The organism is Bacteroides eggerthii (assembly GCF_025146565.1).
Classification (GTDB): Bacteria; Bacteroidota; Bacteroidia; order Bacteroidales; family Bacteroidaceae; genus Bacteroides; species Bacteroides eggerthii.
Genome location: NZ_CP102258.1, coordinates 3750187 through 3775486, shown reverse-complemented (window position 1 = coordinate 3775486; position 25300 = coordinate 3750187). Strand labels below are relative to the sequence as shown.

Here is a 25300-nt window from a genome sequence, read left to right as displayed (position 1 = left end):
GCGTTCGTAATCTAATAGTATTACTTGTTTACTTATTTACTTTAATTTTATTTGAAGTAAATAAGTAAACAAGTTTTTCTTTCCGGATAAATCATATTGTCGTACTAACCGATAGTTAAGCTGATGGAAAATACATCTGAAAATGTTTTCACAAATGAAGAACAGGATATCATAGCGCGCAGCAAGGCGGCAGGATGTTATATGCAGGCTCCGAACGGACAGCCCACAAATTTGAATGAAAGGCAGTGGGTACAGGTCAGAACCGGAGCCTTCAAGGCATGGTTCGGAGATTGGGAAAAGGCCGCACGCATAAAAAAACTGTATAATGCCAGACCTGTGGAAATAACAGGCAATGAGATTGCAGCGGGGGATGATCTGAAACAATACAAGAAGAATGCCCTGGAATACGGCAAGAACCTGCGGGGTGAATATACGAATAAGGATACAAACACCCCGATATCCCTGACCGGCGGTAACAGTCGCGGCGGCATCCGGGAAATACTGCAGCATGACTACAAGGACAAGGAGCATCTTCAGAGCATTGCCGCCATTCCTCGGATTATAGAGGATTCGATTTTCATAGACGAGCTTCCCAACGAGGATGTCGGCAAGTATCCGGGGATAAAGTCGTTTTCCTATTATGTATGCGAGTTAAAGATAGGCGGGAGCAATTATACCGTCAAGGCGGTTATCGCCAATCAAAACAACGGCATCAGATACTATGACCACAGACTCTCAAGCATAGAAAAGAGCGAATTGCTCTCAATTATCCCAACAATACAAAAAGCTGGAATTGAAAGTAATCCGCTCCTTTCCGATTTCAAAGATAAGCGTTTGTTTTCTATTCTCCAAACAAACAGCTCAAAAGTTGTGGATGAGAACGGGGAGCCGTTGGTGGTCTATCATGGTACATCCCTTTCAAGGGAGCAGGAAGGGCACAAAACCCGGTTCAGGATTGACGATGACTGGGTGATAGATGTGACCGACGCCCCTTTCCACACTTTCAGGGGCGGCGCATATGGCGGATTGATTTTCACCTCCTTTGACGAGGGAAAGGCCAGTAGCATCGGGTCGATACGCAGTATGGAACTGCCGGACGATGAAAACGGAGAAGAACAGTGGACGGAGGTAAGCTACGTATATGACCTCTTTGCTAATGCCAGGAAGCCTTTCGATGTAAAAGACGGGAATGCAGTCCGAGAGGTTCTGGATGAGTTAGGGGAAAATATTACAGCTTACGACTTCTATCTCGGTCTGGAACTCCCTGTTTCCCGAGAGGACGCGGAGAAAATGCTGGCAGGCGGTAACTCCTGGCGTATAGTGGAGACACCTACCATGCAGAAAGTCATCAGGGCAAAGGGCTATGATGCCATCCGGAGTATGGATGAGGGCGTCGAATGCCTGGCCGTTCTTGCTCCGAACCAACTGAAGGCGGCCGGCAAATATCTGTATTCGGAGCGGAACACCGGCGCTTTTTCGCCGGACATTGACGACATCCGTTTCCGGCAGGTATACCATGGCAGTCCGGCCTCCTTCGAACATTTCGACCGTGCCTTTACCGGAACCGGCGAAGGGGCGCAGGCCTACGGCTGGGGCACTTATGTGACAGAAGTGGACGCAATAGCCAAAAGGTATGCGGCCATCGGCATAAAGCGGGGAAACCACATCACCTATGACGGGGAGCCTTTATCCTCGGTACTTGACAACGAATATTATTTTGATGGCGTATGGAGAGTATGGAAACGTCAGATCCTTTCTTCCACCGACGTGGACAGTTTGAAACGGAACATTTCTTCCGTGTATATGGACGGGCGTGCTGCGGGCACATACAGCAGAAGGCGAAAGGCATTCGAGCAGCAGAAAAAGGATTTGCTTTCCGACATCGATGCCGGCAGGATATGCATTGAACTGCCACGCCACCTTTATACAGTGGAAATTCCGGAAAGCAACGGGACGAACTACCTGCGATGGGAGTCTCCGGTATCGCCGGAACAGCAAGGACAAATATTCCTGCAACTGCGAAAAGAGCATATACTTTTCCCCGGTGTTACAAGCGATTTTTGGAATGGCAAGTCCCATGTATGGAACAGTGGCAAGGAGTTCTATGGCTTTCTGGACTATATGTTCATAGATTTGGAAACGGACACTGATTCGGGACGTCTCGCCAGCGAGTTTCTTTCGCGGGCGGGTTTTACCGGTATTGACTATCCGGCGGAGTATTCGACCGGCGGCCGGGCTGACGGTGCACGGAACTATGTCATTTTCAATGAGGCCGACCTGAAGATAACCGCCCATGAACGTTTCCGTTTCATAGGAGAAAAAGGGGCTTCCAACCTTGACCGGTTTGAAGGAGTCTGTTCGCGTCTGGAAAACCTTGCAGTGGCCCGCGAAATGGAAAAGTCAGGCAAGGATGCCGGAACAATAAAAATGGCGACAGGCTGGGAACGCGGAGCTGACAGCAAGTGGCGCTATGAGACACCGGATTTCGAATACCATCCGGCCGGAGATCTGGGCTACTCACGCCTGTTGGAAAAACAGTCCTGGTACGGGGAGTTTGAAAATCTTCTTGACCGGCAAATAGAGGGGAAGGTGCTCTCTGAGGCGGAGTGGAAACGTTTTGCGGAACTGACGGAACTGGCAGCCGGACTGAAGGAACAGGATGCACTGCGTGAACGGATTTATCTGGATGACTATGTGAAAGACGATGAACTGTTCCATGCCTATCCTGAAATGAAACAAACCCGGTTGGAGTTTGTAGACCTGCCATCGGCTGACTACGGCGGAACCTATCTCCATTCGGATAACAGGATAGTAGTAAACATTTCCCGGACAGATGATGTAAAGTCCGTTCTGGCACATGAGATACAACATGCCATACAACGCATGGAAGGATTTGCAAGGGGAAGCAGCCCGGAGGAATTTAAAAATACGGCAGAGAATGTGATTCTGGATATCGTACAGGCCACTGACGGAAGGATTTTAGAGGGTGGAGGTTTCGACAACACCCCGAAAGGTATATTCGCTGCGCTTGGCCGGGAAGTACCCTATGGGACAATATTGAGGCATTACGACTACCCTCTCAGCCTCGTGGCTGAAAAATACGGATACGAAAATATCTTTGACCTGGTGAATGACATTGACCGGTTCAAAAGCAGCATACAGAAATACCGTTCCACTGCTGGGGAAGTGGAAGCGCGTAATGTGCAGGCCAGGATGAATTTTACTTCCGGCCAAAGACGGAACACGCTTGCCGTTTCCACCGAGGATATTGCCCGCAGCGAACAGATATTCCTTTCAAGGGAGGCCCGGATGGATGAACTCGCACGCCATGCGTCTTTTCTGGCCGGAAAACAGCATATTCCTTTGGAAGTGGTCCGTCGTGCCGATGAGGTAAGCTCTCCTGACGTGCGCGGCCTACTTTCCTGCGGAAAAGACATCCGGGGATGGTATGACATTCCCTCGCAGCATATATGCCTGTATCTTCCGCACGCCCGGGGAAAAGAGGATATCGAACGTACCCTGTTGCATGAAGGTGTGGCGCATTATGGTCTGCGCAGACTTGTCGGGGACGGGCATATGGATGCGTTCCTGGACGAAGTGTTTGCCGGCTGCGGGGAAAAGCTGCGCGGTGAAATTACCCGCCTGGCCGGGACGGAAAAATTAGACATACGGGTTGCCACTGAGGAGTATCTGGCGCATATGGCCGAGAACGGTATCGGCCTTTCCGTTTGGGAAAGGATCAGCTTGGCTTTCAGGAACCTTCTGCGGAAGCTGGGATTCAATATCGAGATCGGCACGAAAGAGCTCAGAAGCATACTCCATGCCAGTGGGGAGAACCTGAAAAAAGCGGAAACAGCAGCCGCACCTGAAAAAATCCGGATATCCGGAGGTGAGCTTATACTGGGGCCAAAGCATGGCAGTGCCTGTATCAGGAAAAGAGGTTCGGAAGTGGATGTAACACCGGTACTGGAGAAGATGAGAGAAGCGGGTGTCAAACCAGTTTCCTTTACTCCGGAACAATGGAGAATGCTTTTTAGCGGCAAATCCTTGCAGCTGGCCGATGGCAGGATGCTTATGGTTGTCAAGGAACCTTCGGGCTATGGAGTAAGGCTCACCGGGATGGCAGCCTTAAAGAGGAAAGTTACAGAAATGGAATTATAACGGAAATAAATTGCGATATGAAAACGGATAGACACAAGTTTCTTGATAAGGCTGAACCGGAGAATGAACCGGCGGGGATATGTAGTTTTTCCTGGGGAAACCGGGAGCTCAGGATCTTTGGTGAACAAATGACCTTACAAGTCAACGGAATTTCCCATGATATGACTTCTGTGTTGGATGAACTTCGTGATATCGGGGCAAAACCGGAGAAGACAAGTCCCGCCAGATGGATATCACTACTGCGGGGAAAGCCGACTAACCTGCCGGGGTACGACAGACCGCTTATGATAGTCAAAACCCCGTCCGGTTATACGGTCAGATGTCTGGAAACTACGAGTTGCAGGGATGATAAATCGTTGCAGATGGATTTACTGTAAAACAAGTAAATTACATATTAAGTATTAAAGTAAATTATTATAGTAGTATGGAGAATTGTGTCATTTATATCAAGCTGTTTATATTGGCGGTGGCTTCACTGATAACAGGAGTTTCCACCATAAGTCGCAAATGGTATATCAATTTCTTTGTTTTTTTGCTTTGCATAATTGTTGAAACCTCTCTGGCATATCTGTTTTTTCCGGCATATGTGTTTTATCCGGCATGTGCTTCCCTGGTCATATTCGTCCTGTCATGGTTATGGGAACGGGGCAAACCGAAAAGTCCCGGAGAAAACAATAACCCGATCAGGCTCCCCGTACAATCGGGAATATCGAAAAACTATCTGGAATTTTATTATTACTATTCCAATTTCCTGATTTATGGCGGAGCCGGTTCAGGAAAGACCAAGAGTATAGGCAAGTGGTTGTTGGAGGAATATATCCGTTTGGAGTTTGCCGGCTTTATATACGACTTCAAGGACATCGATTATACCCGGACTGCCTATAACCTGATAGAGAAGCATGGTTATCCGCACAAGTTTTATTATGTCAGCTTTGACAGGCCCGAGCGTTCATACCGTTTCAACCCGCTGAAAGTTGTAAAGGACCGCACCGAACTGTTGCAGCTCATGGAGGATATCCTGCTTGCGCTGCTTCCCAAGAAAGAACAGCAGAATGAATGGGTGGCCGGTGGGCTGGGTATTCTGCGTGGAGTGGCTTTCAGGTTTTGGGACGAGTTTCCCGAATACTGTACGCTGCCTCATATCATGGCGTTCATCATGACGGCTTCTTCCCGGCAGCTTTCCATGTTCCTTCAGCAGAATCTTGTTTCGGAAATGATGGCCGGTGCTTATCTGAAGGCGGAAGGCTCCGAGAAGACACAGGCTTCCTATCTTTCCACCCTGTGTAATAATCTGGCAACCATATCACAAAACGAGGAGATTGCCTATATCCTTTCGGGGGATGATTTTGATTTCAACCTGATCGACCCGGAAAACCCAAAACTGTTTGCCATCAGCAACAGCTTCTCCAAGAACTCGGTCTATGCACCTGTCATAGGCATGCTCATGAGTATATCGGCCAGACAGTTCACCATGCAGAACAAGATCCCGTTCGTGTATGTCCTGGATGAAATGACAACGGTGAACATCAAGAACTTTGAAACGCTGCCTTCAGTATTGCGTGAATATCTGTGCGCTTTCATCCTGCTGACACAGTCCGGTTCCAAGCTGGAGAACCTGTATGGCAAACTCGACAGGGCATCGGTGGAAGCCAATTTTGGAAATCTCTTTCTCGGACGTACCAAAGACGTGGAGGCATTGAAATATTACCCGTCGATATTCGGTAAGGAGGAAAAGGAGCGGAAATCCAGAAGTACCGGGAAAAGTGGCGGTGGCACGAACAGGAGCGTGACCGTATCCTCACAGAAAGAGGACATCTATCAAGGACGCGATTTTGCGGATTTGGAACCGGGAGAGTTTATCGGTTCGGCCACCCGTGCCAATGTAGACTATTTCAAGGTGAAGTTGAAGGAGTTCAACCAGAAGAACGAGAAACCTCTGCCGGATGTCAGGGTATTGGAACCTGAAGAAATCAGCAGGAATTTTGCAAGAATACTTGATGAAGTCCGTGAACTGTTTCCCTGTGAATAGTGATAACGGCATATAAGATTGATGGGAACGGCCGCTTACTTCTCCCTTCCGGTAAGCAGATCCGTTCCCATTTTCTTTAATTCCCGGATGATGGCTTTCTTTGGATTCACTACGAACCTGTAGAGACGGAAAGTGTTTGTGTACAGGCGTCTTTCCTCTTTGAGCTCTCCATGCAGCACTTCCTGCTTAAGCTGTGAGACTGCCTGATTCTTCAGTTCGTTCCGTAGCTGCCAGTTCTCGGAATATTTTCTCAGGCTTTCATCCTGTGAGTGGTAATAAGGAAAATAATCGTACTGCCGGTTAAAGCATGATGCGCACCGCGTGGACCATTGGGAACGGTCAAAACCGACAATCACCTCCTTTCCGTCAAGTATCTGCCTGTTCCCCCTGCTTTTGGAAAGGGGGGAAAGGGATACGGTCTGTGTCTTGTCCATGCGGGAGACGATAATATGCACATGCAGTTGCAGTCCCGGTTTCCTGTCACCGGCTTTTGCCCTGCCGGCTTCCACCTCGGGATCATCGCCTTTATAATGGCGTTCCGTTTCCACACGTCCATACCATACCAGATCATCACCGGACTTGATTTTCTCCCGGTAAAAGTTCCGGGCATATTCGTCCATGCATCCGCGGGAGAATTTTTTCAGCTCGGCCAGTACCTCTTCCTGTTCACCTGCGGTCAGTTCCGAGAATTCCCCGACTTTCTTTCCGGTCACCTTTTCTATGAGATGCCTCTGCTCCTCACCACTCGGATTGATGGAAAGCATATAGAACTTATCATCATTTCTTTTCAGGGTTCTGTGGTTATTGTCTATATGATGCATGACAGTCCGGGGTGTGACAAAGTCTTTTTGTTGTGAAAAAAAATTATCATAGTAAGGACGCACATCCTGTGACTCCTTGCTGAGATATTCCACCAACTGCGTACATTTTCCCTTGTTATCCGATACTCCCGGGGTATTGACAGGCCGGTGCACTTTACAGTACATATTCCTCGTCAATCTTCTTGATGAGCAGCTGCAAGGTATTAATGGGTATCTTGACCTCATCGCTGAACTTTACCTTCACAAACCTGTCGGGGTTGAGCTGGTATTTGACAAGTTCGGCCAGACGTTTGAGTTTGTCCGCGTACCCGGCATTATCATCGGACACCGCCTTTTCGTTTTCAGAAACCTGTTGTTGGAGCTGGCGGTTCTTCTCCTTGAGATCACGCAGCTCATTCATCAAGCGGGCATAATCTTCCGGTATTTTTTCTTCTTTATTATCCCTGTCAATTACTTGTTTGAAATAATCCCTTTCATAACTTCTGAGTATCTTGACAACATCCTCTATTCTTTTCTGAATTTGTACTATTGGTTGTTTGGTTATCTGCTGCGGAGTTACACCGGAGACTTCAAAATATTCCATCATTTGACTGATATAGGAATTGTTTGATTGCGTACCGCTGTTGACATCAAGCCGGTATTTGACACTGGGTGACACTCTTAGAAAACATGTTAGCTTTTCTGTTCCTTTTTGCTTCATTTTAACAACTATTGTTTTGATACAAAGTTACTTATAAAAAACAGGACGTCAAAGGTAAACATATTCTTTTTATAAAAACATTGTAATTTATTATTAATCAAATGTTTATATATTTACGTAAACCATGCGTTTACGGGTATTAAATGCTTATTAACAGAAAGTTGAAAGTATCATGTTTACAAGATGTTTATTATCGGTTTACATATTTTTAAATATATGTTTCATTATCAACGCTTTGCGTCGATTAAGGTTCTCGCGTGCGGGAACTCCTCTTGCTCTTCCTTATCAGGAATTCACTAAGGGACTTTCAGCCCCTTAGCCCCGGGAAGCCACAAAGCCCCGGAAGTACTTCGGAACAGTCGTACAATCCGAAGGCCCCACCCATGAAAGAAAGTGACAAATGGGAAATGACAATAAATGCATGGAAACGGATGGAAACAGCGTGTGAACTCCCCCTTGAAAGGAAGACGGATACAATTATTAGCAGAAGCAAAAGTAAGCTAATTCACTGATAAAGAGCTGTGTATAATTTGGACAAACAGAGAAAAATCATTACCTTTGATATGTGATAATAAAGGATATAACACGTTATGAATGAAGAAATTAGAAACATTTTAGCCGAGAATGGAACAAAGACTTCGAAGATACGTAAACTTCTTCTGCTCGGCCTTACCCACCGGGAAATAGCGGAGCTCGTTACTCGTGGAAATCGTGGATTTGTGTGGAATGTATATAAGAAAATGAGGGATGAAGGATTGCTATCCGCTACTCAGACTTCCGTAGTTACCGTACCCGAACTTGATTATTCTTTCAGAAGAAAATTCGGTGTCGAGATAGAGGCATACAACTGCACACGTGAACGGCTCGTTCACGAATTGAGAGAGGCGGGCATCGAAGTGAACAGTGAAGCATACAACCACCATTTGCGTTCACGTTGGAAATTGGTTACGGATAGCAGTCTGAACGGGAATGATACATTTGAGCTCGTAAGCCCTATATTAGTAGGAGAAGACGGATTGGAAGAACTGGAAAAAGTCTGTTGGGTTTTGGATGCATGTAATGTAAAGATTAATGGAAGCTGTGGAATGCATGTGCACATGAGTGCTGAAGACTTCAATATCACTACTTGGCAGAACCTGCTCCTTTCATATAAGCATGCCGAAATTGAGATTGATAAATTTATGCCAGTTTCACGCAGAGGAAACAACAATAATTTCTGTACTTCACTCTGTCGCTTCTCTGATGAACGGATACGCTCGGCACGAAATATTGAAGAACTTCAGAATCTGTTCCCAAACAGATATATGAAAGTAAACCTTAAAGCCTATTCGCGCCACAAAACGGTAGAGTTCAGACAGCATTCGGGAACTATCAGTTTCACAAAGATGGAAAATTGGGTGAGGTTTTTGGATAGAATGATTACCTTTGCATCTGTAAGCGCACTCCCGACAGGAGTCAGATTGGAAAATTTTCCTTTCTTGGGGGAAAAACAAAAATTGTATTATAAATTAAGAACAAAAAAATTAGTCGTATGAATAAGAAAACATATATGTTGCCTGGTGACGAACGTATCGTTGCCGGCAACGCCAAAGAGTTTGTGCATGAACTTCGTGTGGGCAGTTGGATGGATTCCGATTGTACCGATGAACAGTATATGCACAATTTTGCCGAACGTTATGTGGTGCAGTCGGGTGTGCGGATTGCCACCGATACGCCCGAGAAGTTCCTTGCCGATTTGATTCGGACAGGATATGCCAAAGAAATGTAACGGACGGTTTCCTTTATTATTACACCATCCCCGTTTTCCTTTCATGGGAAGATGGGGATTTTTATATGGATAAATACTGATAACAATATTATACTTTATTATGTATTTAAGTAAATTACAGTATTTACTTTCGGGGATTCTGCTTGTTACAGTCAAAATGATATAAGAACGGCTTGTCTGTGTATTATAGTAAAAAACGGGTAATGACTATAAGGTTGTTATATTGGCATTGTCCCTTGCTGGCACAAACTGTATGGCATACATGTTTTTAGATATTATTTAAAGGATTTTTGCGAATTGTTTTGTGAATAGAATAATAATATCAATTACTTTTGTATTTGATAAATGCTCTTTTGAACATTTATACTCTGACTATTTTGTGTCTGTGAAGATGCAAAGTTGTTTGTTTTGTTTGTTATCATCCTCTCTTTAAGCGTAAAGGGAGGATGATTCTTATTATTATTTGGATTGGGAAATATACGGGCTATATAATGCGTCGAATAAAAGACTTTCAATCAGGACTGCCAGAGACCTCTTTTCTTTTTTTATTGTACAATGAAAATTCCTTTGTTCTACCGGAATGGTAGAACAAAACAGGAAGGACTGTAATCTTATCATTTGGAACCGGTTCCGCTTTCCCCTGAAAACTGTAATTTCACCCTTGAAAAAATGGAAAAGATGATGTAACACTTACGGGATTGAATCATCTTCATCCTGAGAACGGAATGTCTTATCTTTGCCGGCTCAAAAAGAGAAAGACATCATAATGGAAACTACGAGCCGCTTTTTAAAAGATAAACAGTATATGTGGTACAAGGTAAGGGAACTATGTTCCAAAGGACTCAACAAGACACAGATCGGCAGATGCCTGGGCGTAGACAGAAGCACCGTACGGCGATATCTGGCGATAAGCAGGGAAGAATTCATTAGGAAACAGAACTCTCATCGCAGACATAAGTTGAAACTTGGAAGATATGAGGAGTATGTGCGCGGAACCCTGGAAGAATATCCGTACATATCTGCCGCCAGGATACATGACTGGCTCAGGGAATGTTATCCGGACTTCCCCCAAGTATGCGGCAAGACCGTATTTAACTTTGTCGGACGCATAAGGGAAAAATACGGCATCGGGAAGAACTCAGACGGCAGGGTTCGTCGGGATTATGAGAAACAGCCTGATACACCTTACGGGGAATATGCGCAGGCTGATTTCGGTGAGAAATGGATACCGGTTGGAAACGGAAGTAATGTGAAAGTTTACTTCTTTGCAATAGTCCTTTCACGTTCCCGGCAAAAGTTCATCCATTTCAGCCGCCGGCCTTTCGATACGGAACTTGCAGTATATGCACATGAACTTGCCTTCCAGTATTTCGGTGGAAAGCCCCGCAAAATAATCTATGACCAGGACAGGGTACTTATATCGAGAGAGAATTTGGGAGATCTGGTGCTGACAACAAAATTCCAGTCGTTCGTAAAGGAGCAGCATTTCCTGCCTGTATTCTGCCGAAAAGCTGACCCGGAATCGAAAGGAAAGGTGGAGAATGTAGTCAAGTACGTAAAAGGCAACTTTCTCTCAGGGAGACTTTTTCATAACATAGACAAGCTTAATGAAGAAGCACGCCTTTGGTTGGAAAGGACCGGGAACGGAAAGGAACATGGAACCACCCGGCTGATTCCCAACCGGGAGTTTATCGTGGAGAGAAATTTCATGATGCCTTATCATGGGACTCCGCAACCGCCGCAAGAAGAAATGGCCGAATACCATGTGCGTAAAGATAATACGGTACAGTATCGGGGAAACTACTACAGTGTTCCTTCAGGAACCTACCGGAGTGGAGAAACGACAGTCTGGTTACAAGAAGCTGAAGGGAGTTTGGAACTGTACAGCAAAGATACGGGAAAACTTCTGGGCAGGCATCCTCTTAACATGGGAAGAGGGAAGATCATATATGATGAAAACCATAGGAGGGCCAGAAATGCCGGTACACAGAAATTGGCGGAACGCATCCTTATATATGTATCTTATAACAAGGAAGTCGCCTTATGGCTGGAAAATCTGCGCCGGCGAAAGGAACGCTACTACAGGAGTAATCTGGAAGTAATCCTGCGTAGTATTCCGAGCTATGACGGACATACGCTGGTCGAAGCCATACGCATGTGTCTGGACCGGGGCATCTATAACGGGGAGTCTGTCAGGAACCTTTGCGAGTGTGTGCGTAGAAACTCCGGAGAGATACCGGAAAATGGCAGCACTTATATTTCACAACCAGCAGGCATGCATCCACCGTTTCAAACCGGAATGATGCAGTCTTACAAAGATATTTTCACGAATCATGATAAAACGTAAAAAAGAACTGGTCGAATATGCACGACGTCTGAAACTGGCAAGTCTGGCTGAACACATGACGGAGATTATACACGAGGCACAAGAAAAGCAGCCTACCTATTCGGAGTTTCTGTTTTCCTGCCTTGCAAAAGAAGTAGGTGAAAGGGACCGGAAAAGCTTTCTTTCGCGGATAAAGGTGGCCGGACTCCCTGCCAGGCATACTTTGGATGAGTATGATTTCAACCGAACAGAAGGATTGGACGGCAGACAACTTCGGGAGTTGCGTGAGCTCACGTGGATGAGCAGGGCATACAATCTTCTCCTAATAGGAGGTCCCGGAACCGGAAAGACATTCATTGCATCCGGGCTCGTCCATGAGGCGGTAAAAGAGGGATACAATGCTGCCTTGATAAGCCTGGAAGATCTGCTCGTCTGTCTGAAGACAAAGGATGTTTCCCGACATGCTATGAAGACCTATAAAAGGATAATGAAAACCCGGTTGCTGGCAATTGATAATGTCACATTATATCCCTTGAAGAGAGAAGACATACTGTTATTGTTCAAGCTGGTTAACGCCCTTCAGGAAAAAGTGTCACTCATTATTATTGCGAACAGGGGACTGGCGGAGTGGTTGGAGGAACTGGGAGATGAAGCGGTGGCTGCTGCTTTACTTGACAGGTTGCTCTACTGTTGTGAAGTAATCAATCTCTCAGGAAAGAGTTATCGTCTGGAGAATAGGAAAACAATTTTTAGCAATCAGACATAGGGCATTGCTATATAAAAAGGGTTAATTAATGTAAACCGCTAAAGTTATAAAAGTGGAATATATTAAATTACATAAAAATGAGGTGTGTAAATTTGCAAGGTACAAATTTAGAAATAGCAATAGAATTAGAAATAAAATCTGATATGATTACAACTAAAACCGAAAACATCCCCTTGTCAATGAAAGAAGGCAGTGCTTCTTATTTTTGTTTTGTTTGTTTGTTTATCCACCGGGGGATATGCTACGGGGCCGCTTACGGAAGCGTCTTGTTTTTAGCCGGCTTCGTAGCCGTTTTCGGTTTGCCCATATTGTTGATGGAGCTTTTTGAGAACCGTTTCAGGAAGCGTAACCGGGCGTCACTTGTCCGATAAATAGTAAATTTTTATGAAGAAACCCAAGAAAGAGACGCGTGACGTCATAGCCAAACATGTCCGTTGGACGGAAGCCTTGCGCGTAGTTCGCGCCTATCATCCCGAAGTCACCATTATTCTGCCGGAGGAGAAGATACAGATTCTTCCCGGTGACGACGTGCGTGCCGCTATCGCTCCTATGGTGGGCGTCATCCGTCGTGCGCTCGATGCGGGGGTGGGGCAGTGGCATGGCTACACCGAGACATGCCGCGTCAGGCAGGTGCGGCTGCTTCTCAGCCACTACTTCCATTATCACGAGGGCTGCATCGGTGCCGAGGAACTTGACCTGCTCATCGAAGACCTGCTCTATGTGCATAAGGCTTAGGGGGAGATATGTCAGGATGAGACTCCGTTATCATTCCGGTTCCCCCCCCCTGTATAATCATGTAAAAAAATACACTTTTCCGGACTTAACCCTTTGCTTGGTAAATGTTTACACTGTCATAACTGTAAATATTTACTTTTCTTGCGTTATTCTCATTTAATATCTTTGCCCAAGCATTGCAGATAAAAGGCCGCAAAGACCTTTGTGCAGTGTGTATAAATTTAAACAACTGACAAAGATAATGAATTCAGAAAATTATGCATCATTGTGCCGGAGAAAAACGGATGATCCGTTTACCGCAAACGCATCATCCGTTTGCCCCGGACACATCATCTGTTTGGGCGGAACGCATCATCCGTTTTTTTCTTCAACACATCACCCTTTTTTTCAATGCGCCGTTCGTTTGTTTTTCGGCGCGTCATTCGTCTTTTTCAATGCATCATTCGTCTTTTCCGCGTTGCCCGGTAGATATACGATAGTATATCTTATCTTCTTATTATTTATATTGTGTCGTCTTGTTGGTTGTAGGGGTGGCTATGAGGTATATTCAACTCGTTGATAACTAATGTACTAAGGTGGCTTAGGGGGTGGCTTTTTTGTGGTCGTAAAAATTAAGTGTCATATATATAACTTTTCATGGAGAATAATCTGTTAAAAAAAGGCTATGTCATGGTTTCTCGGGCATTGCTGCAAAAGGTTTGCGAGAAACAGGGTGCAGCGTGCTGTGATGAGGCTGCTTTTCTGCGGGTGCTGATAAACGTGAATTTCAAGCCGACTGTGGTGTTCTGTAACGGAGTGGAGCTGCAGTGTGCCCGCGGCGAGTCGGTCATCTCTTTCTTGGGCTGGGCCGATCTCTTCGGCTGGACAAGGGGGCGCACCCGGAATTTTTTCAAAAACTGTTTCCGTACGGGACTCATTGAGATGGTTTCGGACGACTGTCCCAGCCATATCCGCATACCCGGTTATGACGCATGGACAATGAAGCTGGCATCGGCTCCCAAACCGAAGGCTCCCGATGCCTTTGAGGAATCGTTGAAGGATTTTCTTGCCTATTACAGCCGCACCACGCACCTCCCCATAGAGAATGGCAGCTACGTGCGCAGCCTTTGGCGAAAGCTCTCCTCCGGCGAACGGCAACTCGCCTATAAGAAAGTGGAGGACTACTATTTCAGCCTGAACAACACGAACTACTGCTATCAGGTAGCCAAATATTTGGAGTATAGGATGTTTGAGAATGAGTTTCCCGGTTTTAATTAATCCTTTTCATAGTAAAATAATGAATAAATGCTTTGGTAGTATTCGTATTATTACTATATTTGTATTGTAATTAAGTCCAAAACGTTATGAGTTACAAATCAGTGAAAGACGTTGTAACTATGTTGCAAGAAAACGGTTTTGTCCTAAAGAGTCAGAAAGGTAGTCACATGAAGTTTGAGAAAGATGGCAAAGTGGTTATTGTACCGAATCATAACAGCAAAGGCGTTGAGAAAGGCACTTATTACAGCATTTTGAGACAAGCGGGGCTGAAGTAGCCCCCTTGTTCTCTTAATTTTTTGAAAAAAAGGAGGTAACATGAAAACTGTTGAGGTAATCGTTGAACATGCAGGAAAGAATTTGAGTGCTTATATCGTAGGTGCTCCGGTTATTACTGTGGGTAATGACATGAAAGAGATTGAGGATAATATGAAAGAAGCAATCGAGCTGTATCTGGAGGATAATCCTAATCCTTGTGCGGTGTTGTCCGGAGAGTTTGAATTAAAGTTCAAGATAGATGCCGCTACTTTTATCAATTATTACAGTAGCATCTTTACCAAAGCTGCATTGAGCCGCATTACAGGAATTAATGAACGTCAGTTGTGGCACTATGCTGCCGGTGTACATAAACCCCGTAGGCAGCAGTTGGAAAAAATTCAAAGAGGTATAGATGCGCTGACAAAAGAATTGTCCGCCATAAACCTTGTTTAGCTTGTAGAAATAGAAAATATGTCCGAAATCCTAAATCCCCACGATGACGATCTTGAGTCGGTCATCTTGGGAGCTTGTCTCACCGAAACCACCGCTATGGTGCTTGTGGGCGATAAACTCTCTCCCGAAATGTTTTATGAGACGAAGTTTGGCGAAATCTACTCCGCTTTGCTCTCCATGTACCACTCCGGCAAGGCGATAGACCTCGTGACGGTGCGTGCCGAACTCGCTTCACGTGGCAAGCTGGAGGCGGTGGGCGGCGCCTACGAGCTGGTGCGCTTGGCGGGGCGCGTGGCGTCTTCCGCCCATCTGGAATACCATGCGCTCATCCTCCGGCAGATGTACATCAGGCGTGAGATGATTGCAGGGCTGCACACTCTGCTTGCCAGCGCTGCCGATGAGTCGGTGGACCTGAGCGATGCTTTGGCAGATCTGCACCGCCTTGCCGGACATCTGGAAAGCGGCGCTGTCTCCAACAACTGCCTGCGCGATATGGAACGCCTCATGCAGGACACCCTTGAGCAAATGGACAAGCGTGTGGAAAACAACCGGAACGGTATCACCGGTATTCCCACCGGACTGCGCGAGCTTGACAGGCTTACGGCGGGCTGGCAGCAGGGCGACCTGAACATCATCGCCGCCCGCCCCTCGGTGGGAAAGACTGCCTTTGCCCTGCATCTGGCACTGGCGGCAGGACGCGCCGGAAAGCATGTATTGGTGAACAGCCTTGAGATGCAAGGCGAAAGGCTGGGCGACCGTTGGCTCTGCGCCCAAGCGGCCAACGTGGATGCCGGACACCTCAAGACCGGACAGCTCGATGCCGGCGAACGGCAACAGGCATTGGAAGCCGCCCGGCTGCTGTCGGCCCTGCCTGTCTACGTGGACGACAATCCGAAGATGAGCATGGATCACATCCGTTCGTCCGCCCTGCTGCAAAAAAGCAAGGGACGCTGCGACCTCCTCATCATAGACTACCTGCAACTCTGCGAAATGAAGTCCGGACAGAAGAACCGTAACCGCGAACAGGAAGTGGCGGAAGCCAGCCGCAAAGCCAAACTCATTGCCAAAGAACTGGATATTCCCGTCATTCTGCTTTGCCAGTTGAACCGCGAGTGCGAAATGCGCGCCGACAAGCGCCCTGCTTTGAGCGACCTGCGCGAGAGCGGCGCCATAGAACAGGATGCTGATGTGGTGATGCTGCTCTATCGCCCCGCCCTCTACGGACTGACCTCCGAGCGCCGGAGCAAATTCCCCTCCGAAGGACTGGGCATGGTGATTCTTGCCAAACACCGCAACGGCGAAACCGGCGATGTGTACTTCGGGCACAATCCCGCCATGACCAAAATAGGGGAGTATGTGCCGCCGACGGAATGGATGATGCGAAACGCGAAGTAAATATTAATCTTGCTACTCGATAGTATCTGTCATTCAACTACTGATTCGCATTAATAATTAATACCTGATATTTATCACCCTTTTTTTGAAAATAAACGACGAAATACTTGACTTTGCCTCGCTGATTTTGTATCTTTGTAATGTGCTTAAGAAAAGGAATAATCATTGATTATAGAGCGCCTTATCCCTCCTCTTACCCACCTTGTTTACGATAGTTCCGGCCGAACTTTTTCTTTTAAGATATATCTTTACAATTTTGAGATGTTTCTTTCAAACTCTGCTTCAGGCAGGGAGCGATTTTTATTGAACTTAAACCTTAACTTTTTATTTTATGGATGTACTTGTAGAGCGTTTCAAACGCCGTAAAATCGTGAGCGACAAGAACTCGCCCCAGTTGTATTATCTCCGTCAGAAGCCCAAAACCTGCGGTACGGTGGACGTCGATGTCCTCGCCGCCAATATCCAAAAGAATTGCGCCATGACAAAAGGCGACGTGAAGCACGTCATCGAAGCCCTTGTGGAGGAAATACAGACCAACCTTGCCAACGGCGACAAGGTGAAGCTGAACCTGCTTGGCACGCTTCACATGACTTTCCGCTGCCCCGGCGTGGAAAAGTCGGAGGATTGCACCGTCAGGAATATCTCCAAAGTGAACATACGCTTTGTCCCCGACAAGGAACTGAAGCTGGTGAACGGCAGCACCGCCGCCACCCGAAGCCCGGCCAATGTGGCCTTTGCACTGGACAAGCCTGCCGACGGCAGCTCTTCCGGCGGCAGTGGCAGCGAGAACCCCGGCGACGGTGAGGAAAACGATCCTCTCGGATAAACCGTTCTCCGTTTGCTCTTTCTGATGAAGGGGAGTGTGTCCTGATCATTATTCGGATGCACTCTCTGAATAATTCCAAACTCAAAACTCAAAAATTCAAATCACATGGCAGTAAAATCAACTTGGTGGGACAAACTCCTTAAAATTGTAATCGCAGTGGCTTCAGCCGTTCTCGGCGCTTTTGGCGCACAGGCCATGCCCGCCTGATTCGTAGTTCTTAATTCACACTTCATACATCGTAATTCACATGCGATTCATCAACCTCATCGTTGTCCACTGTTCCGCCACCCGCTGCGACCGCAGCTATACGGAACATGACCTGACAACAGACCACCTGCGCCGGGGATTCTCCGGCGCAGGTTATCATTTTTATATCCGCAAGAACGGGGATATAAAAACACTCCGCCCCATCGGACAGCCCGGAGCGCACGTCAAAAACCACAATGCCCATTCTGTCGGCATCTGCTATGAAGGCGGGCTCGACGAAAGGGGGCATCCCGCCGATACCCGTACCGATTTTCAGAAACATTCCCTGCGGGTGCTCGTCATGCTGTTGCTGCGCGACTATCCCGGCAGCCGCCTTTGCGGGCACCGCGACCTCAGCCCCGACCTCGACTGCAACGGCGAAATAGAACCCGAAGAGTGGATCAAGGCATGCCCTTGCTTCGATGCGGCATCCATTCTTCAAGATTCTGTTCCTCCCAACCCCGCTTATCTGTGATTTCTTCTGCTTTTCTGTGTTTTTCCAGATTCTTTCCAGATTTGTCCGGTAGCTTTGTGACGTAACAAAAACAATAAAAAGTATGATGATTATGAAAAGAAAAATGTTTGCCATCGCTTGTGTGGCTATCGGTATGTGGAGTTGCAGCAACGACGATGTTCCTGCCACCGGAAATCCGGAAGATGACAAGGTGAGCGCCGAGGTGCGGGCTGCACTGCTCGAACGCTACCCGAATGCCACCGACGTGAAGTGGACTGTGAAAGGAGACTATGTGGTGGCGGACTTCAATCTGTCTGCTTCTTCTGCCGCAGGCGAATATGCCGCTTGGTTCGACAATGGAGGCCGATGGTATATGACAACAGACAGCGAAATCCTCTTTGAGCAACTGCCGGAAGAAGTGAAGGCTGCCTTCCGGGCGGGCGAATACTCCGCTTGGACCATCGACGAGGTGGAACGGGTGCAACGCAACGGCGCGGAAGAGGTCTACGTGATCGAAGTGAAAAACAAAGTGGACGGCGTAGAGACGGAAATAGATCTGTATTACTCGAAAGACGGCGTGCTGGTGAAGAAACTGGTGGATGCTGACAACGATTATGACTATGGCGACTATATCCCCGCTGCTCCGGTGGAAGGCGTCGAAGCGTTCCTGAAGGCAAACTTCCCCAATGCCCGTATCTTGGACATCGATCGGGAGGACAACATGACGGAAGTGGAGATTCTGGATGGACAGGTGGTGCGTGAACTGCTGTTCGACAAGGCAAACAGCTGGCTGTTCACCAAGACCGAAACCGTTTATGCCGCATTGCCGGCAGTGGTGAAGCAAGCGCTTGAGGCTTCGGAATATGCAGGCTATCATGTGGATGACGTGGATCATTACGCAACTCCGGAAGAGGAATACTACCGTCTCGAACTGGAATCAGTCAAAGGTGACGTCAAGGTGAAGATCACCGCTGCCGGCGTGTTGTCGCTCATGGAATACAGTCCGTCTGATCCCGGAAACAATACCGGTGGCGTGCTGCCCGGGAAAATCAAGGATTTCATTGCACAGAAGTATGCGGGAGCCCGTATCATTGAGACGGATATGGAAAATGGCATGACGGAAGTGGAGATCTTCCACGATGCTCGCGAGAAGGATGTTTATTTCAACGGCGCACAGGAGTGGGTGAAAACCCAATGGGAAGTACGGGTGAGTGAACTGCCCGCGGCTGTATCCGATGCCATCAAAAAATCGTATGCAAATTACGAGATAGATGATGCGGACTTTGTGGAAACGCCCCAAGAGGCCTATTACTTGGTGGAACTGGAAGCAGGAGACAGGGAAGTGAAATTGCGTATCCTCTCCAACGGCACTGTCTTGTAAGCTGCAGGCTTGTTTGTCCTTTCATTGAATATACATTGCACGCACGTACGCCCGCCCATTCGCCTGCCCGCACGTGCGTGTGTATATATATTGTGTGTCTTCCTTCCCCCTTTGTTTTCCTTTAAAAAATCATGTTCTGCAACCTGTTTGTCAATCAGTCATTTATGAAAAAGTTTTGATATTTCTGATAAAAAAGGCCTTGTATATTTGGTGCGTATTCCCAAATCCGCTACTTTTGCATCCGCTTTCGAGAACGGGGGCAGCGATAGTTTGACATTCTGACAGAAACGGAGTAGGAACCCTTCCTTTTTTCTTGTTATTTGGTGCTGTTTGTTTCATGAATACCGCCTTTAAAAAGAAAAATGAAAAAAACTTCAGATTTATTTGGAGTATATTAAATAAAGTTCTTACCTTTGCACCCGCTTTCAAAATGAGAGCAGCGTTGTTTGACAATCTTTTTGAAATCCGGGCGGTAACGACAGTTCTTTTTCTTTGTTCTTCCTTTCGCAAGAGAGATGACTTGAAGAAAGAAAAAAAATAAAAAAAAACTTCCGAAAATATTTGGAAGATATGAAATAAAGTCCTTACCTTTGCATCCGCTTTTGAAAAGAAAAGCAATCGTAAAACAAGCGATCTTTGAACAGATTTACATAAACAATACAAGTAGTACAAGAGCAGGTACATTCTTAATTTTTTAAGATATGTATCTGGGTAAAAAAAGAACCGTCAATACTTATTAATATATAGGTAATTGAAAAGCTTTTTTAAATTCGAGCGTCCTGAACAGAGCAAGAACCACTCCTATGGAGTGATTAACAATACTTTTACAATGAAGAGTTTGATCCTGGCTCAGGATGAACGCTAGCTACAGGCTTAACACATGCAAGTCGAGGGGCAGCATGATTGAAGCTTGCTTCAATCGATGGCGACCGGCGCACGGGTGAGTAACACGTATCCAACCTGCCGATAACTCGGGGATAGCCTTTCGAAAGAAAGATTAATACCCGATAGTATAGTTTTTCCGCATGGTTTCACTATTAAAGAATTTCGGTTATCGATGGGGATGCGTTCCATTAGATAGTTGGCGGGGTAACGGCCCACCAAGTCAACGATGGATAGGGGTTCTGAGAGGAAGGTCCCCCACATTGGAACTGAGACACGGTCCAAACTCCTACGGGAGGCAGCAGTGAGGAATATTGGTCAATGGACGAGAGTCTGAACCAGCCAAGTAGCGTGAAGGATGACTGCCCTATGGGTTGTAAACTTCTTTTATACGGGAATAAAGTGGAGTATGCATACTCCTTTGTATGTACCGTATGAATAAGGATCGGCTAACTCCGTGCCAGCAGCCGCGGTAATACGGAGGATCCGAGCGTTATCCGGATTTATTGGGTTTAAAGGGAGCGTAGGCGGGTGCTTAAGTCAGTTGTGAAAGTTTGCGGCTCAACCGTAAAATTGCAGTTGATACTGGGCGCCTTGAGTGCAGCATAGGTAGGCGGAATTCGTGGTGTAGCGGTGAAATGCTTAGATATCACGAAGAACTCCGATTGCGAAGGCAGCTTACTGGACTGTAACTGACGCTGATGCTCGAAAGTGTGGGTATCAAACAGGATTAGATACCCTGGTAGTCCACACAGTAAACGATGAATACTCGCTGTTGGCGATACACAGTCAGCGGCCAAGCGAAAGCATTAAGTATTCCACCTGGGGAGTACGCCGGCAACGGTGAAACTCAAAGGAATTGACGGGGGCCCGCACAAGCGGAGGAACATGTGGTTTAATTCGATGATACGCGAGGAACCTTACCCGGGCTTAAATTGCAGCGGAATGTAGTGGAAACATTACAGCCTTCGGGCCGCTGTGAAGGTGCTGCATGGTTGTCGTCAGCTCGTGCCGTGAGGTGTCGGCTTAAGTGCCATAACGAGCGCAACCCTTATCTATAGTTACTATCAGGTCATGCTGAGGACTCTATGGAGACTGCCGTCGTAAGATGTGAGGAAGGTGGGGATGACGTCAAATCAGCACGGCCCTTACGTCCGGGGCTACACACGTGTTACAATGGGGGGTACAGAAGGCAGCTACCTGGCGACAGGATGCTAATCCCGAAAACCTCTCTCAGTTCGGATTGGAGTCTGCAACCCGACTCCATGAAGCTGGATTCGCTAGTAATCGCGCATCAGCCACGGCGCGGTGAATACGTTCCCGGGCCTTGTACACACCGCCCGTCAAGCCATGAAAGCCGGGGGTACCTGAAGTACGTAACCGCAAGGAGCGTCCTAGGGTAAAACTGGTGATTGGGGCTAAGTCGTAACAAGGTAGCCGTACCGGAAGGTGCGGCTGGAACACCTCCTTTCTGGAGCGACGCTCTTACGAATAAAGAAGCTGGTTCTTGAAGTTTGCTTCCATAAGAACCTCTTGTACTGCGAAGATTGTTTATTAATATAAAGAGAAAGTAGAAGCCGAGCCTTAGGGTGAGGGTTTGACTGACAGTCCTATAGCTCAGTTGGTTAGAGCGCTACACTGATAATGTAGAGGTCGGCAGTTCAACTCTGCCTGGGACTACTTCGGAAACGAAGGGGGATTAGCTCAGCTGGCTAGAGCACCTGCTTTGCACGCAGGGGGTCAACGGTTCGAATCCGTTATTCTCCACTCTTGTCATATTAACGGTGGCGTTGTCACTTAACAGCTGACAGTTCATTGTTAATCCCTGATAAAACGATCTTTGACATGATGTAACGTAAAAAAGTAAAGTTAAAGCTGAAAGTATATATCGACCATACGTTGTCGGTAAGACTAAAAGTAAGCAAGGGCGCATGGCGGATGCCTTGGCTCTCGGAGGCGATGAAGGACGTGATAAGCTGCGATAAGCTTCGGGTAGGTGCAAATAACCTTTGATCCGGAGATTTCCGAATGGGACAACCCGGTTGGTTGAAGACCAATCATTCTGCATAGCAGAAGGCTAACGCAGGGAACTGAAACATCTTAGTACCTGCAGGAAAAGAAAATAAATAATGATTCCCCTAGTAGTGGCGAGCGAACGGGGACCAGCCCAAACCACCTATGTTACGGCATATGTGGGGTTGTAGGACCACGATGTGGCATGAAAGTTGGTGAGCAGAATGTTCTGGAAAGTACAGCCATAGAGCATGATAGCTGCGTATGCGAAGCCAACCCAAGCCTAGTGGTATCCTGAGTAGCGCGGAGCACGAGGAATTCTGCGTGAATCTGCCGGGACCATCCGGTAAGGCTAAATACTCCCGAGAGACCGATAGTGAACCAGTACTGTGAAGGAAAGGTGAAAAGCACTTCGAACAGAAGAGTGAAATAGTTCCTGAAACCATGCGCCTACAAGCGGTCGGAGCTCGCAAGAGTGACGGCGTGCCTTTTGCATAATGAACCTACGAGTTACTTTTTCCGGCAAGGTTAAGGATCTTGAGATCTGCAGCCGAAGCGAAAGCGAGTCTTAACAGGGCGTATAGTCGGAAGGAGTAGACGCGAAACCAAGTGATCTACCCTTGAGCAGGTTGAAGGATGGGTAACACCATCTGGAGGACCGAACCAATAAGCGTTGAAAAGCTTCTGGATGACTTGAGGGTGGGGGTGAAAGGCTAATCAAACTTGGAGATAGCTCGTACTCCCCGAAATGCATTTAGGTGCAGCCTTGACTTATACTGACATGAGGTAGAGCGACTGATAAGATGCGAGGGCTTCACCGCCTATCAAGTCTTGACAAACTCCGAATGCGTGTCAGTTCTATGTCAGGAGTGAGGGCATGGGTGCTAAGGTCCATGTCCTAAAGGAGAACAATCCGGACCAACAGCTAAGGTCCCGAAATGAATACTAAGTTGAACTAACGAAGTCAGATTGCTAAGACAGCTAGGATGTTGGCTTGGAAGCAGCCATTCATTTAAAGAGTGCGTAACAGCTCACTAGTCGAGGAGTTTGGCGTGGATAATAATCGGGCATTAAGTATTCTACCGAAGCTTTGGGATGTGTAAACATCGGTAGGGGAGCATTCCACTCTGCGTCGAAGGTGAAGCGTGAGCTTTGCTGGAGCGTGTGGAAAAGCAAATGTAGGTATAAGTAACGATAAAGGGGGTGAGAAACCCCCTCGCCGAAAGACTAAGGTTTCCTGATCAACGCTAATCGGATCAGGGTTAGTCGGGTCCTAAGGCTCAGCCGAACGGCGAGGCCGATGGCAGAACAGGTTAATATTCCTGTACTACCTTTAGGAGTGATGTGGAGACGGAGCAGTGACAGCGCCGCCATCTGACGGAATAGATGGTTGAAGGGTGTAGATGTTGATTCCTGTAGGCAAATCCGCAGGAAGAGTCGAACCTGATAGTATACAGCGTTCTTCGAACAATGTAATAGTGCGTGTAAACATACTTCCAAGAAAATCCGCTAAACTTAATCCTAACGGTACCCGTACCGTAAACGGACACACGTAGTCGGGTTGAATATACTAAGGCGCTTGAGTGATTCACGGTTAAGGAACTAGGCAAACTGACCCTGTAACTTCGGGATAAAGGGTCCTCATCAGTGATGGTGAGGCGCAGAGAATCGGTCCAGGCAACTGTTTAACAAAAACACAGGGCTGTGCAAAATAGAAATATGAAGTATACAGCCTGACACCTGCCCGGTGCTGGAAGGTTAAGAGGAGATGTCATCGCAAGAGAAGCATTGAATTGAAGCCCCAGTAAACGGCGGCCGTAACTATAACGGTCCTAAGGTAGCGAAATTCCTTGTCGGGTAAGTTCCGACCTGCACGAATGGTGTAATGATCTGGACGCTGTCTCAACCGTGAGCTCAGTGAAATTGTAGTATCGGTGAAGATGCCGATTACCCGCGATGGGACGAAAAGACCCCGTGAACCTTTACTATAGCTTAACATTGAATTTGGGTAATTGATGTGTAGGATAGGCCGGAGGCTTCGAAGCAGGTACGCCAGTATTTGTGGAGCCGCTGTTGAAATACGGCCCTTTGATTATTTGAGTTCTAACTCGCCGTTGCGAGGACACTGTTTGGTGGGTAGTTTGACTGGGGTGGTCGCCTCCAAAAGCGTAACGGAGGCTTCTAAAGGTGCCCTCACGACGATTGGTAACCGTCGGTAGAGTGTAATGGCATAAGGGCGCTTGACTGGGAGACTTACAAGTCGATCAGGTAGGAAACTAGAGCATAGTGATCCGGTGTTTCTGTATGGAAAGGACATCGCTCAAAGGATAAAAGGTACTCCGGGGATAACAGGCTGATCCCTCCCAAGAGCTCATATCGACGGAGGGGTTTGGCACCTCGATGTCGGCTCGTCACATCCTGGGGCTGGAGAAGGTCCCAAGGGTTGGGCTGTTCGCCCATTAAAGTGGCACGCGAGCTGGGTTCAGAACGTCGTGAGACAGTTCGGTCTCTATCTATCGTGGGCGTATGAAATTTGCGTGGCTCTGACACTAGTACGAGAGGACCGTGTTGGACTGACCTCTGGTTTACCGGTTGTGCCGCCAGGTGCATTGCCGGGTATCTAAGTCGGGATTGGATAAGTGCTGAAAGCATCTAAGTACGAAGCCAGCCACAAGATTAGATTTCTTAGGGTCGTCAAAGACGATGACGTTGATAGGATGCAGGTGTACAGGCAGCGATGTCATAGCCGAGCATTACTAATTGCCCGTTCACTTTTGGTTTTACCCAGTATGGGTGGTATATACGTTCAGCGTACCGGTTTTCGTAGTATTG

At 47.2% G+C, this 25300-nt stretch carries 18 protein-coding genes, 2 tRNA genes, 2 rRNA genes and 1 pseudogene; 21 read left to right on the top strand and 2 right to left on the bottom strand.

From position 1 onward, the window contains the following. Nucleotides 1–123 precede the first annotated feature (123 nt). The 3 genes from NQ546_RS15540 to NQ546_RS15530 are packed head-to-tail and all read left to right on the top strand — an operon-like array spanning nucleotide 124 to nucleotide 6190. Nucleotides 124–4161 (top strand): LPD3 domain-containing protein, encoded by a 4038-nt coding sequence (locus NQ546_RS15540; protein WP_004288874.1) that lies wholly within the window; start codon nucleotides 124–126, stop codon nucleotides 4159–4161. A gap of 17 nt (nucleotides 4162–4178) precedes the next feature. Beyond that, nucleotides 4179–4538, top strand: coding sequence for a hypothetical protein (locus tag NQ546_RS15535; RefSeq protein ID WP_004288875.1), 360 nt, complete (start codon nucleotides 4179–4181; stop codon nucleotides 4536–4538). A gap of 47 nt (nucleotides 4539–4585) precedes the next feature. Then, nucleotides 4586–6190 carry a type IV secretory system conjugative DNA transfer family protein gene (locus NQ546_RS15530; RefSeq protein ID WP_004288876.1) on the top strand — a complete coding sequence of 535 codons (1605 nt, stop codon included), beginning with the start codon at nucleotides 4586–4588 and terminating at the stop codon, nucleotides 6188–6190. Nucleotides 6191–6225: 35 nt separating this feature from the next. Here NQ546_RS15530 and NQ546_RS15525 read toward each other — a convergent pair whose 3' ends face one another. Together NQ546_RS15525 and NQ546_RS15520 are read right to left on the bottom strand one after the other, a co-directional pair. Beyond that, entirely contained in the window at nucleotides 6226–7176 is a 951-nt protein-coding gene (locus tag NQ546_RS15525; RefSeq protein ID WP_004288877.1) for a DUF5712 family protein, read from the bottom strand. Then, the gene (locus tag NQ546_RS15520) at nucleotides 7166–7711 is read right to left on the bottom strand and encodes a BfmA/BtgA family mobilization protein (RefSeq protein ID WP_004288878.1); all 546 of its coding nucleotides are present in this window, start codon (nucleotides 7709–7711) and stop codon (nucleotides 7166–7168) included. Before NQ546_RS15520 ends, NQ546_RS15525 begins: the two co-directional genes overlap by 11 nt. 590 nt (nucleotides 7712–8301) lie before the next feature. Between NQ546_RS15520 and NQ546_RS15515 the strand changes: the two genes are divergently transcribed. From NQ546_RS15515 to NQ546_RS15430, 18 genes and pseudogenes are all read left to right on the top strand, one after another. Further along, the gene (locus tag NQ546_RS15515) at nucleotides 8302–9246 is read left to right on the top strand and encodes an amidoligase family protein (protein ID WP_004288880.1); all 945 of its coding nucleotides are present in this window, start codon (nucleotides 8302–8304) and stop codon (nucleotides 9244–9246) included. Continuing rightward, on the top strand, nucleotides 9243–9479 hold the full coding sequence (locus NQ546_RS15510) for a hypothetical protein (RefSeq protein WP_004288881.1): 237 nt from the start codon (nucleotides 9243–9245) through the stop codon (nucleotides 9477–9479). The genes NQ546_RS15515 and NQ546_RS15510 overlap by 4 nt, the downstream gene beginning before the upstream one ends. Before the next feature lie 725 nt (nucleotides 9480–10204). Next, nucleotides 10205–11826, top strand: a pseudogene (gene istA, locus NQ546_RS15505) (IS21 family transposase). Further along, nucleotides 11813–12571 carry an IS21-like element helper ATPase IstB gene (istB, locus tag NQ546_RS15500; protein ID WP_004288884.1) on the top strand — a complete coding sequence of 253 codons (759 nt, stop codon included), beginning with the start codon at nucleotides 11813–11815 and terminating at the stop codon, nucleotides 12569–12571. The pseudogene istA and the gene istB overlap by 14 nt, the downstream one beginning before the upstream one ends. Nucleotides 12572–12714: 143 nt before the next feature. Beyond that, a complete protein-coding gene (locus NQ546_RS15495) occupies nucleotides 12715–12942 on the top strand; it encodes a hypothetical protein (protein ID WP_039953042.1) in 228 nt (75 codons plus the stop codon). Nucleotides 12943–12955: 13 nt separating this feature from the next. Then, nucleotides 12956–13306, top strand: coding sequence for a hypothetical protein (locus tag NQ546_RS15490; RefSeq protein WP_004295404.1), 351 nt, complete (start codon nucleotides 12956–12958; stop codon nucleotides 13304–13306). Between the two features lie 636 nt (nucleotides 13307–13942). Continuing rightward, nucleotides 13943–14563, top strand: a complete 621-nt coding sequence (locus NQ546_RS15485; RefSeq protein ID WP_004288888.1) for a hypothetical protein — start codon at nucleotides 13943–13945, stop codon at nucleotides 14561–14563. Nucleotides 14564–14649: 86 nt separating this feature from the next. Next, a complete protein-coding gene (locus NQ546_RS15480; protein ID WP_004288889.1) occupies nucleotides 14650–14838 on the top strand; it encodes a type II toxin-antitoxin system HicA family toxin in 189 nt (62 codons plus the stop codon). 40 nt (nucleotides 14839–14878) lie between these two features. After that, nucleotides 14879–15271 (top strand): type II toxin-antitoxin system HicB family antitoxin, encoded by a 393-nt coding sequence (locus NQ546_RS15475; RefSeq protein WP_004288890.1) that lies wholly within the window; start codon nucleotides 14879–14881, stop codon nucleotides 15269–15271. 18 nt (nucleotides 15272–15289) lie between these two features. Next, complete coding sequence (gene dnaB / locus NQ546_RS15470) at nucleotides 15290–16666, top strand: replicative DNA helicase (RefSeq protein ID WP_004288891.1); 1377 nt, start codon at nucleotides 15290–15292, stop codon at nucleotides 16664–16666. Between the two features lie 331 nt (nucleotides 16667–16997). Beyond that, nucleotides 16998–17492 (top strand): HU family DNA-binding protein, encoded by a 495-nt coding sequence (locus NQ546_RS15465; RefSeq protein ID WP_004288893.1) that lies wholly within the window; start codon nucleotides 16998–17000, stop codon nucleotides 17490–17492. A 105-nt stretch (nucleotides 17493–17597) separates the two neighbouring features. Beyond that, nucleotides 17598–17699 carry a smalltalk protein gene (locus NQ546_RS15460; protein ID WP_021939672.1) on the top strand — a complete coding sequence of 34 codons (102 nt, stop codon included), beginning with the start codon at nucleotides 17598–17600 and terminating at the stop codon, nucleotides 17697–17699. A 40-nt stretch (nucleotides 17700–17739) separates the two neighbouring features. Beyond that, a complete protein-coding gene (locus NQ546_RS15455) occupies nucleotides 17740–18213 on the top strand; it encodes an N-acetylmuramoyl-L-alanine amidase (protein WP_004288894.1) in 474 nt (157 codons plus the stop codon). A gap of 82 nt (nucleotides 18214–18295) precedes the next feature. Further along, complete coding sequence (locus NQ546_RS15450) at nucleotides 18296–19573, top strand: PepSY-like domain-containing protein (protein ID WP_004288895.1); 1278 nt, start codon at nucleotides 18296–18298, stop codon at nucleotides 19571–19573. Between the two features lie 826 nt (nucleotides 19574–20399). After that, nucleotides 20400–21926 (top strand): 16S ribosomal RNA (locus NQ546_RS15445). A 135-nt stretch (nucleotides 21927–22061) separates the two neighbouring features. Then, nucleotides 22062–22135 (top strand) — tRNA-Ile (locus tag NQ546_RS15440). A 13-nt stretch (nucleotides 22136–22148) separates the two neighbouring features. Beyond that, nucleotides 22149–22222: transfer RNA gene (locus NQ546_RS15435), tRNA-Ala, on the top strand. Between the two features lie 144 nt (nucleotides 22223–22366). Beyond that, nucleotides 22367–25248, top strand: a 23S ribosomal RNA gene (locus tag NQ546_RS15430). Together the 16S and 23S rRNA genes with 2 tRNA genes alongside form the textbook arrangement of a ribosomal RNA operon. Nucleotides 25249–25300: the final 52 nt, after the last annotated feature.

Coding starts and splice junctions, on each gene's coding strand:
- NQ546_RS15535 (WP_004288875.1), top strand. CDS start 4,179: ATGAAAACGGATAGACACAAGTTTCTTGATAAGGCTGAACCGGAGAAT.
- NQ546_RS15465 (WP_004288893.1), top strand. CDS start 16,998: ATGGATGTACTTGTAGAGCGTTTCAAACGCCGTAAAATCGTGAGCGAC.
- NQ546_RS15515 (WP_004288880.1), top strand. CDS start 8,302: ATGAATGAAGAAATTAGAAACATTTTAGCCGAGAATGGAACAAAGACT.
- NQ546_RS15495 (WP_039953042.1), top strand. CDS start 12,715: ATGATTACAACTAAAACCGAAAACATCCCCTTGTCAATGAAAGAAGGC.
- NQ546_RS15480 (WP_004288889.1), top strand. CDS start 14,650: ATGAGTTACAAATCAGTGAAAGACGTTGTAACTATGTTGCAAGAAAAC.
- istB (WP_004288884.1), top strand. CDS start 11,813: ATGATAAAACGTAAAAAAGAACTGGTCGAATATGCACGACGTCTGAAA.
- dnaB (WP_004288891.1), top strand. CDS start 15,290: ATGTCCGAAATCCTAAATCCCCACGATGACGATCTTGAGTCGGTCATC.
- NQ546_RS15525 (WP_004288877.1), bottom strand. CDS start 7,176: ATGTACTGTAAAGTGCACCGGCCTGTCAATACCCCGGGAGTATCGGAT.
- NQ546_RS15540 (WP_004288874.1), top strand. CDS start 124: ATGGAAAATACATCTGAAAATGTTTTCACAAATGAAGAACAGGATATC.
- NQ546_RS15460 (WP_021939672.1), top strand. CDS start 17,598: ATGGCAGTAAAATCAACTTGGTGGGACAAACTCCTTAAAATTGTAATC.
- NQ546_RS15510 (WP_004288881.1), top strand. CDS start 9,243: ATGAATAAGAAAACATATATGTTGCCTGGTGACGAACGTATCGTTGCC.
- NQ546_RS15490 (WP_004295404.1), top strand. CDS start 12,956: ATGAAGAAACCCAAGAAAGAGACGCGTGACGTCATAGCCAAACATGTC.
- NQ546_RS15485 (WP_004288888.1), top strand. CDS start 13,943: ATGGAGAATAATCTGTTAAAAAAAGGCTATGTCATGGTTTCTCGGGCA.
- NQ546_RS15455 (WP_004288894.1), top strand. CDS start 17,740: ATGCGATTCATCAACCTCATCGTTGTCCACTGTTCCGCCACCCGCTGC.
- NQ546_RS15475 (WP_004288890.1), top strand. CDS start 14,879: ATGAAAACTGTTGAGGTAATCGTTGAACATGCAGGAAAGAATTTGAGT.
- NQ546_RS15450 (WP_004288895.1), top strand. CDS start 18,296: ATGATGATTATGAAAAGAAAAATGTTTGCCATCGCTTGTGTGGCTATC.
- NQ546_RS15530 (WP_004288876.1), top strand. CDS start 4,586: ATGGAGAATTGTGTCATTTATATCAAGCTGTTTATATTGGCGGTGGCT.
- NQ546_RS15520 (WP_004288878.1), bottom strand. CDS start 7,711: ATGAAGCAAAAAGGAACAGAAAAGCTAACATGTTTTCTAAGAGTGTCA.